The organism is Brevibacterium sp. LS14 (assembly GCF_012027885.1).
Classification (GTDB): Bacteria; Actinomycetota; Actinomycetes; order Actinomycetales; family Brevibacteriaceae; genus Brevibacterium; species Brevibacterium casei.
Genome location: NZ_SJXG01000049.1, coordinates 127,478 through 140,006 on the forward strand (window position 1 = coordinate 127,478; position 12,529 = coordinate 140,006).

Here is a 12,529-nt window from a genome sequence, read left to right on the forward strand (position 1 = left end):
CGTCCCCTACTCGATTCCGGCATCGGCGCAGAGCTTCTCATCGATGCCCGAGCAGATGTCCGAGGCCTTGATCTGGTCGCCGACGATGTCCTTGATCGTGTCCTTCGTGACGACCTTGGCTTCGACGAAGTCGGTCGGCGTGTCCTTGTACGTCGTCGCGGCCTTCGGCTCCTCGCCGTTTGCGAGCGCGACCGCGGCCTTCGCCGCGTACTCGGCCTGCGGCGGGATGGACTTGTAGATCGTCGCGTACTGCTCGCCCTTGAGGATGTTCTGCAGGCCGTCGACTTCGGCGTCCTGGCCGGTGACGACGGGTTCCTGCTTCGCCTTCGTCGTTGCGGCGAGCACCCCACCGGCCGTGCCGTCGTTGGCCGCGTAGATCGCGATCGGCTTCTCTCCTCCGCCTTGCAGCTGGCCTTCGACCCACTGCCGGGCGTCATCGGGGTTCCAGTCGAGGGTGTCGTGACTGGCGGCGATGTCGACGCCGGCGGCCTTGAGGGTCTCCTCGGCACCGGCCTTGAAGTCGGCGGCGTTGGGGTCCTTCGGGTCGCCGTTGACCATCCACACCGGCCCGGACTTCGGGTCGACGCCCTTGGCCTTGAGCCCGTCGAGGAGGGCCTGACCCTGAAGGTTGCCGATCTTCTTGTTGTCGAACGAGGTGTAGTAGTCGGCTCCGTCGAAGAAGCGGTCGTAGGAGACGACGGGGATCTGCTTCGCTTCGGCCTTCGCCAGGGACGACGCGACCGCCGAGGCGTCGACCGGGTCGAGTACGATGACGTCGACTCCTTCGGTCACCGCAGCCTCGAACTGCTGCTGCTGTTGGGAGGCGTCCTGGTTGGCGTTGCGGTATTCGACCGTCGCATCCGGGTTCGCTTCGGCGACGTACTTCTCGAAATTCGGCTTGTCGAGCGACTCGTAGCGGGTGGTCTTCGACTCGGGCAGGAGGAGGGCGATGGTGACGTCACCGTCGGAGCCGGTACCGGATCCGGCCTCGTCGTTGCCCTGGCCCTTCTGGTTGCCGCAGCCGCTGAGGGCGAGCGCGGAGATCGCGACGGCGGCACCGAGGACGGTGAGCCGGCGGTGGGCGCGCCTCGGCGATGCTGATTCGCGGGTGTGGGAACTGCGCATTCTCGAAACCTTTCCTCATTCTGACAACGTTGTCAGGATGGTAGTCATATTTCGCTCACCGATGAGGTTTGTCAACTGTCCGCGCGGAATTCCCTCCGAGGATCCGACAGCCGCCTGCTCAGCGTGCTGCGACCTGGCGCGGTGACTCCTCACCGCTGCCGCGACGGATGAGGCGGACCGGGGTGAGGCCGTTCGCCGAGGTGAGGAGGGGTATCGACCCTGTTCCGGAGCTGCGACGGTGGTCCCCCGTGAGGACCCGCACTGCCTCGGCGGACATCGCGTCGACATCCGGGTCGACGACGGTGACGTCGAGGAGGTCTGCTCCGGGGAAGTCGTCGATGCCGACGACCGCGGGCCATTGGTCGAGTCGCCGGCTCGCGTCGATCGCCCCCATCGTCACCGTCGCAGAAAGCGTGATGAGCGCGGTCGGGGCGGCCCGGGACCCGAGCAGGGCGGCGACGACGTTCTTCGCGCTCGACTGGTCGTGGGCACCCGTCTCGAGGTAGGCCCGCCAGCCGATGTCCCCGCGACCGGCGAGGACCTCGCGGATGCCTGCGAACCTCCGCGCCTGCGATTCGATCAGGGATCGGTCGCCGATGACGCCGATGCTGATGTGGCCGTGACGGACGAGCTGTTCGGCGGCTCGGCGGCCTGCGGCGACGTCGTCGGCGGCGATCGTGGTGATTCCGGGTCCGGCGACGGCGGGATCGAGGGAGACGACCCCGACTTCTCCTGGTTTCGCCGAGGCGGCCTGCCCTGGGACTCGGGCGTAGAGGTCCGCGGACTCCGGCTGCGAGCACACGACGCAGATCCCCGACATGTCCCCGCCGAGGCAGTCGTCGACGAAGCTGCGCTCGATGTCCGGGTCTCCCCCGGTCACGGTGACGACGGGACGCAGCCCGCGGTCGGCGAGGTCGTGTTCGAGGCGGGCGAGGATGCGCACTTGGAGGGGGTCGCCCATGTCGGAGAGCACGACTCCGATGTAGGGCGAGCGACTGCCCTCCCGCAGCCGGCGCGCGGCCGAGTTGAGCCGAAATCCGAGCTCCTCCGCAGCCGTCTCGACCTTGGCGGCGGTGGTGCTGGCGACGTGCTTCTCCCCGTTGAGCACGCGGGAGGCCGTCTTGATGCTCACTCCGGCGCGCTCGGCGACCGTGGCCAGCGTCGGCCGGTCGTGCTGCTTGACCATGTGTGCGCCTTCAGGACAGTCCGGAGCATCGGCCCCGGCAGCCGCCTCGGAGCAGACGACCGTGGGATCGATGATAGCCGGAGGCCGGGAATTCCACCCAGCAGCGGGCAACCGGCGGCCCGCCACTCACCGTCCCACGGGGTTGCGCATCGTTCCCGCATAGATGAGCGAATCGGCCTGGTTGCCGAGGTCGACCATCTGCGTCGTGTTGCGCAGCTGCAGACGGTTGAGGCACGAGTGCTTGAAGCGTCCGGCGCGCAGGTCGATGTCACCCGCGAGCCCACGGGCGGTTACCGGATGCGTGGACTCGTAACGGTCGAGCACCTCGGCGACAAGCGACCAGAACCGACCGGCGGCGAGGATGCCGTCGACGTCGAGGATCCCCGCGAGGTGGCGCAGCACCCCATCGAAGACGTCGGTGAAGATCGACAGCGCCTTCTCCTCCCCCGGCACGATCGCCCGGATCCGCTCGACCTCGGTCGGCAGTCGGCCCTCTCCGAGGTAGGCGACCTCCTCGCCGATGTCCTTCATCAACGCCCCGGTGACGATGTCGTCCTCGAGCACGAGGATGAGGTTCTCCCCGTGCGGCATGAACACGAGATCGTGGGCGAGCAGTCCGTGGACGAGCGGCTGGAGATAGGTCTCGAGATAGGCCCGGATCCAGTCCTCGGCATCCAGTCCCGACCGACGGATGAGTTCCCCGACGACAGGGGCGCCGAGGTGGTCTCGGTGGAGCAGCGCAGCCATCGTCATCGTCCGCTCCCCCTCGCCGAGCAGCGGCAGCGGGTTCTCCCGCCACAGCCCGGCGAGCATCTTCCGGTGCGGATTCGTCTCCCGAGTGCGGTGGTAGGCGTCACCGGTGTAGCCGATCGCGCTGCGCTCCCGCAGCACCCCGAACCCGGAGTCGGCGAAGGTCGGATCACCGTCGACGAGGCGGGCCACCCAGTCGTTGATCGCCGGGGTGTCCCGCATATAGGCAGGTGAGAGCCCGCGGAGGAATCCCATGTTCTGCACGGCGAGGGCGACCTTGGCGTACGGCGCTCCGGCACGGGTGTGGTTGAAGAACGTCCGCAGGGACTGCTGGGCCTGGTGTTCGTCGAGGCCGGGACCGAGAGGGATGAGATCGCCCCGCGCGATGTCGGAGGCGAACGTGATCGCCAGCCGGTGCTCGGCCTGCCACGGGTGGATCGGCATGAGGTGGACCTCGTCGAGGCGACGCCCGGTTGCGGTGAGGCGAGCGCTGAAGAGTTCGCGTTCATCGGCGCTGAGCGCCCAGGCCAGGTGCCCGCTCTCGTCGAGTCCGTCACCGAGCGCCAAGTGCGCATGCTCCCGGCTCACGGCGACCCATTCGAGCCGGTTGCGCCGCCCGATCTCCGGGGCCCAGCGCCGGTAGTCGCGCAGCCCGAAGCCGATGCGGCCGTTGTTCGCGACGAAACCGGGGTGACCCTCGGTCATCGCCGCTTCGATCGTCTGGAAGTCCGCGTCGGCGAGGCCCGCGGCAGTGGGTCTCCTGCCCTCACGCGCCTCGGTGAGTTTGAAGGCCCCGCCTGCCAGGGTCGACGCGATCTCCTCGAGATACGTTGACATGAGGTTCTCCGGCACCCCGAGGACGTCCTGGAGTTCGAGGACGAACTCCTGCGCGTCGAGACCAATGGCCTGCCCGTCCCGACGGCGCACGATCGTCGTCTCGTCGATGACCCAATGCTCGAGGGGCAGCAGCGAGGCGTCGAAGGTGTAGTGGATCGTGCCAGTTCCAGTGTCAGTGCCGGTTCCGGTGGGGATCGTGAGCACCCAGGACGCCGCAGTCCTCTCTGGACCACCGTCCGGACCGCTCTCCTCACTGCTCTCCCCGACGCGGACCGGGGCGATGAGGCGTTCGTGGGCGAACTCGGCGAGCGCTTTGGCCACGAGGTGCCTGTTGACCTCGGCGAACACCTCCGGGCTGAGGTGGGCATAGTCCTCCCCGTCGAGGTGAGCGCTGCCCTCCCCGCCGAGGTGGGTCCCGGCCCGCGCCGCCCCCGAGGCCGCGCCCGCGGAGATCCCGTCGCCCGCGCTTCCCGCTGCCGCACGCACAGGCGAGTCGATGAGCTCAGCGAGTCTGCTCGCCGCGAAGTCCGCCCTTGTGCACGCGCTGACGAGCGCTGTCTTCGTCTCATTGCCCATCGGGATCTCGGCCTCGCCGATGACCTCGAACCCGGCCGCCGCGTTCTTCACATGGATCGCCGCATTGCGAACATCGGGTTCGACGATGACACGGGTGGCACCGCGTCCGCCCTCCACCCGCGGGCGGAGGCAGAAGTCGATGACGTGCGCCATGATCCGATCGGTCAGCCCGTGGACGACGCGCCCGTCCGGTGGCGCGACGAGCAGGTGCATGCCGATGTCGCCCGGGGTCTCGGGGACCACCTCGGTGGGAATGAGGACCGCCGGCAGGTAGGTCTCGACGTAGAAGGTCGGTGCCCCGTCGACGAGCCCGATCCATCCGTTCTCATCGACCGAGGCGCGGATTGCGGCAAGGTAGTTCCGCACTGCCGGTTCGTCGAGGTCGGTCATCTGCCAGAAGTGCGAACGCGGATGGCTCAGCCACGTATGAACGTCCGCGGAGTGCCGGTCGGGGCGCAGGGGAAGGATGATGATCTCCGGCGCCGAGGTGCTCGTGCCCCTGGTCTCGGTCGTGGGGTCGACCGTCGGTGTGTCGGCCGTTGTCGTGTCGGTACTCATGCGTGGGTCATCTCCTTGGATGGTGCGGCTGCGTCGCCGAGATGGGTGTCGTCGGGATGCGTGTCGTTGGGGTGGGCCGTGTCGCCGGGATGGGCTGGGACTTCGGGCTCATCAGGGTGCCCGGGCTGGGCCACAGCGGCCGCAGGGCACTCCGCAGGCGCCTCGGCGCTGGGGACTCCGAAGGTCTGGAAAGCGATCCGACGTTCGATCGGGTAGGGCTCCCGGCCGGTCACCTGCGCGAGCACGACCGAGGCACGCCACGGGCCGAAGCCGAGGTCAGGCGCGGTGACGCCGTGGGTGTGCTCCTCGACGCCGAGGACGTGGAGCGTTCCTGCCTCGTTGAGCGTGTAGTCGCGGTCGGCGGCGAACCGCCCCTGATCGTCGAGGCGGATCTCCTCTCGGATCGGGGTGAGGAAGTCGGGAACGCTCGCTCGGTAGCCGGTCGCCGCGACGATCGCCCCGGTCCGGCGGGTGAAGCGCTCATCGAGGACGGTGTGGCGGAACTCGAGGAGGTACTCCCCCGGGGCGCTGCGGGTGTCAGCTCCGTGCTCGTGCGGGTGCGCGGACGCCCCTGGCCCATCAGGGTGGGCGGCGGCGCCTCGCCCATCGGTGTGCGCGGCGATGAGTTCGGCGTCGGTGACGAGGTTCGTCAGCAGCGATCGGCCGCCGCGGCTGAGCCGGTAGAGCGTGTCGTGGATGTCGTCGATGAGGTCGCCGCTGATGCCCTTGTAGAGGGTGCGCTGTTCACGGCCGATGCGTCCGCGCAGGTCATCGGGCAGGGCGCGGAAGTGGTCGGTGTACTCCGGGGAGGTCATCTCGAGGGTGAGCTTCGTGTACTCCATCGGGAAGAACCGCGGCGAGCGGGTCACCCAGTCGAGGCGGACACCGCGCGCCTCGGCGTCTTCGATGAGGTCGCGGTAGATCTCGGCCGCCGACTGTCCGCTGCCGATGATCGTCACGGATCCGCTCTCAAGCAGCTCCTCGCGGTGATCGAGGTAGTCCGCGGTGTGGATGACCGGTCCGCCCCTGCGAGCAGGTCCCTCGTCACCGCGACGAGTCCCGGCGGTGCTGCTGCCGGTCTCGGTCCGCTCGCCTGTCAGCAGTTCGGCGAGGGCGTCGGGCAGGACCGGCTGGGTGCCGACGCCGAGGACGACGTGGCGAGCGCGGTAGCTCTCGATGTCGACGAACCGCCCGCAAGTGTCGGTCACCTCGGCGGTGATCTCATAGATCCCATCGACATCGGTCACCGAGGTGACGGCCCGGTTCCAGCGCAGACTCCCGAGCTGCGCGGCGACCCACCGGCAGTACTCGTCGAATTCGGCGCGCAGGGGATAGAAGGATTCGCGGATGTAGAACGGGTAGAGCCGGCCGCGGTCCTTGAGGAATTGGAGGAACGAGAAGGGTGAGGTCGGATCGGCCATGGTGACGAGGTCGGCAAGGAACGGGACCTGGACCGTGGCACCTTCGATCATCATGCCCGGATGCCATCGGAACTCCGGTCGCCGGTCGAGGAAGACCGCGTCGACGTCGGGCAGCGGGTCGGACAGGGCGGCAAGCCCGAGGCCGAAGGGCCCGATGCCGATGCCGACGATGTCGTGGACACGGGTGTCAGCGGCGCTGATCTGCTGTCGACCCGGGTCGCTCACCTGGGGGTTCGATCGAGAGATGGACGGCGGTGCGTGCGTGTGAGAATGCTGGGCAGTCATGGGCGTTCGGCAGCCTCCTTCGTATGCGGACCGGGTCAACCCGATTGCATTAGGGAAACCTACCCTAAGTCGACGGAAATGTGCTGAGCAACCACCCGCGCGCGGCGACTACAGAAGTGACCTTGCCGGAATGCCCGTGCGGGAGATCCCCGCAGGCGCGCGGATCGCAGGGACCGCCTGCGCAAGGTCTCCTGCCCTGAGATCCGATCTGTGATTCCCGTCACACCCGCACTCGTGGGCACGTCTGCGGCCGGTCGGAGCCACTCCCGGTCCGCCGCGTCGCCGCCTCGCGCCCGCTTGATTCACTTTTCGCCCGATCGGTCGGTTCGCGACCCGATGGATCGGGCGAAAAGTGAATCAGAACGGCCGCGGCGCCCTGCGTGTGCGGGGTGCCGCGGCCGATCCGGTGTTCCGCGAGGCGTGCTCAGCGAAGCGCGCTGAGCGCAGCGCGCTCAGTGTGCCTCACTTCGAGACGTAGTTCGGGGCCTCGACGGTCATCTGGATGTCGTGCGGGTGGCTCTCCTTGAGCCCGGCCGTGGTGAGGCGGACGAACCTGCCCTTGGCCTTGAGCTCGTCGATCGTGCGCGCGCCGACGTAGAACATCGTCTGGCGCAGACCGCCCGTGAGCTGGTGGGCGACCTGCTTGAGGTGCCCGCGGTAGGCGACGCGGCCTTCGATGCCCTCGGGGATGAGGTCGGTGTCGGTGGCGATGTCGGCCTGGAAGTAGCGGTCCTTCGAGTACGACTTGCCCTTCCGCGGTGCCATCGCGCCGAGCGAACCCATGCCGCGGTAGGCCTTGTACTGCTTGCCGTTGACGAAGATGAGCTCTCCGGGCGACTCGTTGCAGCCGGCGAGCAGCGAGCCGAGCATGACGGTGTCGGCACCGGCGACGAGCGCCTTGCCGATGTCGCCGGAGTACTGGAGGCCGCCGTCGCCGATGACCGGGACGCCGGCGGCACGGGCGGCCTGCGCGGCGAGGTGGATCGCGGTGACCTGCGGGACGCCGACGCCGGCGACGACGCGAGTGGTGCAGATCGAGCCGGGGCCCACACCGACCTTGACGGCGTCGACGCCTGCGTCGATGAGCGCCTGAGCGCCCTCCTTCGTCGCGACGTTGCCGCCGATGATCTGGACGTGGGAGAACGCCGGGTCGGCCTTGATCGTCTTGATCATGTCGGTGACCCCGCGGGCGTGGCCGTTGGCGGTGTCGACGACGAGGACGTCGACGCCCGCCTCGGCGAGGAGACCTGCGCGCTCGTAGGCGTCGCCGTAGAAGCCGACGGCCGCGCCGACTCGCAGGCGGCCTTCGGAGTCCTTCGTCGCCAACGGGTACTCCTCGGTCTTGACGAAGTCCTTGACGGTGATGAGGCCCTTGATGACGTTGTTCTCATCGACGAGCGGCAGCTTCTCGACCTTGTTGTCGGCGAGCAGTTCGAACGCCTTCTCCGGAGAGACGCCGACGGGGGCGGTGACGAGCGGCATCGGAGTCATCGTCTCCGCGACGGTGCGCGTGGGGAATTCGCTGCGCGTGACGAAGCGGAGGTCGCGGTTGGTGACGATGCCGACGAGGACGTCGTTCTCATCGACGACGGGCAGGCCGGAGATCCGGTAGCGGCCGCAGATCTCGTCGAGTTCCTCGAGGGTCTTCTCCGGGGTGATCGTCAGCGGGTCGTTGATCATCCCCGACTCGGAGCGCTTGACGTAGTCGACCTGGTCGGCCTGGTCCTCTTTGGACAGGTTGCGGTGGATGATGCCCAGTCCCCCGATGCGGGCCATGGCGATCGCCATCCGCGATTCGGTGACCGTGTCCATCGCCGCGGAGACGAGCGGGATGTTGAGTTCGATGTCCTTGGTCAGGCGGGTCGTCGTCGAGGCTTCGGAGGGAATGACATCGGTGTCGCCGGGCAGGAGGAGCACGTCATCGTACGTGAGTCCGGTAAGCGCGAACGGATCGTGTGCGGCCTGTGATTCCTGCTCGGAGTTCCCCATGAGTCCAGCCTTTCGACGCGGAAGATCAGTTGATCCATGGTATCGGAGCGGACTGTGAGGCTTCTACGGTTTCAACTACCTCGGGCTGTGAGAATGGACACCTCGCCGAGGCGGTCGATCGCTCGGCAATCCTGTCCCCGTCGTCAGTGCCGTGGGCGAATTACCATGGAGGCCACCCGCTCGAAAGACCTGCACTCGAATGACGTCGAAGTTCTACACGGTCCTGCTCGGCGCCACTGTGCTCTGCGCGTGGGGTTCCCTCGCTGAGATCGTCAAAGCTCTCCTACGACAGCAACCGGTGGCGGGTGCCGTCTGGACGGCATTGGTCATCTCGGCACTCGGTGCAGTGGGAGTCTGGTTGCTCTTCCGGTCAAAAGGTGTCCGCCCCGAGGTGAAGAGCTTCGTCGGCAGCATTCCGCGGGGCGCGGCACTGTTGTGCACCTATGTGTTCGCGTTCGTGCTTCCCGGTTTCTTCGCTCGTGGTGCCGACGTGGTCGACCTGGTGTACACCGCAATCGTCGCAGCCACCGTCGTCTGGTTCGTCCTGTATCTGCTGAGGAAACGGTACTTCACCCCGCCCGACAGTCCCGAGGGCCTCTGACCCTTCATGGAACAGCCGGTCGATCGCGTCGGCACGAACATCGACACAGTCAGTCATCCGCGCGGCCGACCAGCGGTGTCAGCGACCCGCGCCGACCGAACGCGCGAGGTCGAGGGTCGAGGCCTCTGAGTCGTCGAGGTGGATGCGCAGGAGTCCTTCTGCGCCTTGGCGGTCCCCGGACTTAATCTTCTCGAGGATGTCCCGGTGCGGGTTCGCCCAGTGCGAGTGGTACTTCCCCGGTTCGGGCGAGCGGGAGAACGTCGTCGACAGGCGGGCCATGAGATTGAGGTAGAACTCATCGAGCAGGGGCGAGCCGAGGAGTCCGACGATCGCGCGGTGGAACGACGCGGAGTGCTCCTGCGCATCGGCCCAGCCTTCGTTCTCCGGGGCGTTCTCGGCGCGGACGACCGAGGCCTCGACGGCCGCCATCGCCTCGTCGGTGGCGTCCTGGGACTCCTGGACGGCGCGGATCTCGAAGACCCGGCGGGCGCGGTAGAGATCCTTGAGCTCGTCGATGCCGAAGGTGCGGACGAAGAACCCGCGGTTGGGCTCCTGAGTGAGCAGGCCGGCGTGGCGCAGCAGGCTGAGCGATTCGCGCGCGGTGTTGCGGGAGACGTTGAATTCCTTGGCCAGGGCACCGTCGCGGACCGGGGACCCCGCAGGGTACTCGCCGGTGGTGATTCGGGTCCGGACCAAGGCGACGATCGCCTCTGACGTGCATCCGGGTGCGTTCGGGCTCATACCCTCCAGGCTACCGTGTCCACCCGTCGCGCGCGGAACGCCCCCACTACGTCTGCGGCACACCCGGTGTCTCTGCGCCTGCACTGCCCGGGTCGTCGGCCGTCCCCGGCGACGAGGTGAGCGTCGGCCCCGGCCCCGGCATCGGCGAGGTTCCCCGACCGCCGTCGTCGTCAGCGCTGCCGTCGAGGGCGAGCCCCGTCGCGAAGCGCCGTAGTCGCCCATCGAGCGGGTCCGTGAAGTCGATCGTCGCAGCGAGCAGTTGGAGGGCAGTGCTGAAGTCGTAGGGATCGGGGCTGAGATCGCGCGGATAGACGGGATCGCCGAGGAGCGGCAGCCCGAGCGCGTTCATATGCACCCGCAGCTGGTGGGTCTTGCCCGTGAGCGGCTCGAGCCGGTATTCGCTCACTCCCACACGCCCCGCCACCTCGCCGAGGTGGTCGATCCGACTGATCGCATTGGCCTCCCCCGGGACTTCGAGGACCTGGCGACCGCCGGGCGGCTTGTGCAGGCGCGAGCGCCGGGTGAGCGGGAAGTCGAGGTCGTACGGTGGGCTCGAGGCGAGCGCCCGGTAGGTCTTGGTCACCTGCCGGTCCTGGAAGAGGCGCTGGTAGCGACCGCGGGTCTCCGGCCGCCGCGAGAGGATGAGGAGGCCGGCGGTGATCCGGTCGAGGCGGTGGATGGCGACGAGGTCGGGTTCGCCGCGGTCGACGCGCAGTCGGGTGACGACGCTTTCGCGGACGAACCGGCCGTTCGGGGTGCTTGCGAGGAAGTGGGGTTTGTCGACGACGAGGAGATCGTCATCCTCCCAGACGATGCTCACCTCGAAGGGGATGCGCTCCTCGGCGGGAACCGGCCGGTGGAAGAAGTAGAAGCCGCCGGGGATGACGGGATCATCCCAGTGCACTGGGGTGCCGAGGCTGTCGCACATCTGCCCGGGCAGCAACGGGCCGAGTGCCTCGGGGGCGGAAAGTGGCTCGCCGAGCCTCCCCTTGCCTGCCACGTCAGCATCGACGATCTCTGCCGCCTCGGCGGGGGTCTGGGCGACGAGGGCGCGCCGGTCGGACTCCGCGGCGGAGGGGAACTCCTCGCTCAGCCAGCGGCCGATCGTCGCCGGCACCGGGAGGTGGGCCTTCGCATGCGTGGCCGATCCGCCGGGAGCGCGGAGCACGGTCGCCGAGATCCCCTCTCTCGGCGGTAACGGACTGCGCGGCATGCCCTTCATTCTACGAGGACCGTGTGGTCTACTGGGCTCATGGAAGCTCACCCGCGCGACGTCGCCTGCACGATCTCCCGGCCCCTCGCCGAGGTGGCCGCCTTCGCCGGGGAACCTGCGAACCTTCCCCGGTGGGCGGCCGGACTGAGCACCGGCATCCGCAACGATGACGGCCGGTGGATCGCCGACTCCCCCATGGGCCCGGTCGAGGTCCGCTTCGTCGGCGACGTCGGCTCCGGTGTCCTCGACCACGATGTCGTCTTCCCCGACGGCACGGTCAATCGCAATCGCCTGCGGGTGCGCGTCTGCGGATCCGGCTGCGAGGTCGTCTTCACCGTCGCCCAGCACCCGGGCATGAGCGCCGCTGACGTCGACCGCGATGCCGCGGCCGTGGCCGCGGATCTCGAGCGATTGAGATCGGTGCTCGAACAGCGGTGACGTCAGCTGCCTGCGGGGACGCGGGTGAGAGGGGCATTGTCGCGGGGCAGGGCGGTCAGAGCAGCCCGTGAGTAGGACGCGATCGTTGCGATGTGCCACTGCACCTCGGCGGGGTTCGGTCGCGCCCGGTCCGGGTCGAGGAGATCGACGAGGTTCTCCGAGATCGCGCCGATGAGGGAGCGGGCGAAAATCTCGGCGGGATAGTCGCCTCCCAGGGTGCGCCGGAGTCCGGCGGCGATGACGGCGACGTACCCGCGGCGCAGGGCTCGGCGTTCGCGCTGCACGGCATCGGGGACGTCCTCGAGGAGGAGGGCATGGGCGAGTCCGCGGCCGGCGACGGCGCGGGAGACGAAGACGTCGACGACGGCGTCGACGATCTGTGCCGGGCTCGAACAGGACCCGACGGCGTCGGAGACGACCTCGAGTTCACGGCCGGCCGCACTCGCGAAGACGGCGAGGAGGAGGGCGACGCGGTTGCCGTAGAGGGTGTGGATGTGCCGCGGGGTGCAGTCGGCGGCGCGGGCGATCGCACCGATGCTCGCAGCGCCGAAGCCGCGTTCGGCGACGACGAAGCGGGCGGCGTGCTCGATGCGCGCGCGTCGCTGTGCGGCACCGGCGCGGAAGATCGCGGTCTGTCGGTAGTCCACTCGCCCTCGCCTCTGATGAGATCGTTCACGTTTCAACAGTTCACGAGTATGGCACTCATCACAGGCGGTGGCAACGACAGGCGGCGAACTCACAGCTGGGGCAGGGGACGAGTCCATGGGGCGGGGCCGGACGACGATGTCAGGGGGCCGGGCCGGAGTCGG

General features: G+C 68.4%; 10 protein-coding genes. 2 read left to right on the top strand and 8 right to left on the bottom strand.

All coding sequences use genetic code 11. The annotated features are described in order from the left end of the window. Positions 1-6: 6 nt before the first annotated feature. From EZE58_RS10025 to guaB, 5 genes are all read right to left on the bottom strand, one after another. A complete protein-coding gene (locus EZE58_RS10025) occupies positions 7-1,125 on the bottom strand; it encodes a substrate-binding domain-containing protein (RefSeq protein ID WP_009376209.1) in 1,119 nt (372 codons plus the stop codon). 118 nt (positions 1,126-1,243) lie between these two features. After that, on the bottom strand, positions 1,244-2,311 hold the full coding sequence (locus EZE58_RS10030) for a LacI family DNA-binding transcriptional regulator (RefSeq protein WP_095376412.1): 1,068 nt from the start codon (positions 2,309-2,311) through the stop codon (positions 1,244-1,246). A gap of 126 nt (positions 2,312-2,437) precedes the next feature. Beyond that, the gene (locus EZE58_RS10035; RefSeq protein ID WP_131248027.1) at positions 2,438-5,032 is read right to left on the bottom strand and encodes a GNAT family N-acetyltransferase; all 2,595 of its coding nucleotides are present in this window, start codon (positions 5,030-5,032) and stop codon (positions 2,438-2,440) included. Then, positions 5,029-6,678 (bottom strand): SidA/IucD/PvdA family monooxygenase, encoded by a 1,650-nt coding sequence (locus tag EZE58_RS10040; protein ID WP_346773177.1) that lies wholly within the window; start codon positions 6,676-6,678, stop codon positions 5,029-5,031. The genes EZE58_RS10035 and EZE58_RS10040 overlap by 4 nt, the downstream gene beginning before the upstream one ends. A 522-nt stretch (positions 6,679-7,200) precedes the next feature. Then, complete coding sequence (gene guaB / locus EZE58_RS10045) at positions 7,201-8,727, bottom strand: IMP dehydrogenase (RefSeq protein ID WP_009376220.1); 1,527 nt, start codon at positions 8,725-8,727, stop codon at positions 7,201-7,203. Between the two features lie 199 nt (positions 8,728-8,926). On the opposite strand from guaB, the gene EZE58_RS10050 reads away from it, so the two are divergent. Beyond that, entirely contained in the window at positions 8,927-9,328 is a 402-nt protein-coding gene (locus tag EZE58_RS10050) for a hypothetical protein (protein ID WP_009376222.1), read from the top strand. A gap of 78 nt (positions 9,329-9,406) precedes the next feature. Here EZE58_RS10050 and EZE58_RS10055 read toward each other — a convergent pair whose 3' ends face one another. After that, positions 9,407-10,069, bottom strand: coding sequence for a GntR family transcriptional regulator (locus tag EZE58_RS10055; protein ID WP_009376224.1), 663 nt, complete (start codon positions 10,067-10,069; stop codon positions 9,407-9,409). Positions 10,070-10,115: 46 nt separating this feature from the next. Next, positions 10,116-11,282: a pseudouridine synthase gene (locus tag EZE58_RS10060; protein ID WP_131248025.1), complete on the bottom strand. Its 1,167-nt coding sequence runs from the start codon at positions 11,280-11,282 to the stop codon at positions 10,116-10,118. 39 nt (positions 11,283-11,321) lie between these two features. Between EZE58_RS10060 and EZE58_RS10065 the strand changes: the two genes are divergently transcribed. Then, positions 11,322-11,720, top strand: a complete 399-nt coding sequence (locus tag EZE58_RS10065) for a polyketide cyclase / dehydrase and lipid transport (protein WP_009376229.1) — start codon at positions 11,322-11,324, stop codon at positions 11,718-11,720. A gap of 2 nt (positions 11,721-11,722) precedes the next feature. Here the strand turns inward: EZE58_RS10065 and EZE58_RS10070 are convergent, their stop codons facing one another. Further along, positions 11,723-12,367: a TetR/AcrR family transcriptional regulator gene (locus tag EZE58_RS10070; protein WP_009376230.1), complete on the bottom strand. Its 645-nt coding sequence runs from the start codon at positions 12,365-12,367 to the stop codon at positions 11,723-11,725. Positions 12,368-12,529 lie beyond the last annotated feature (162 nt).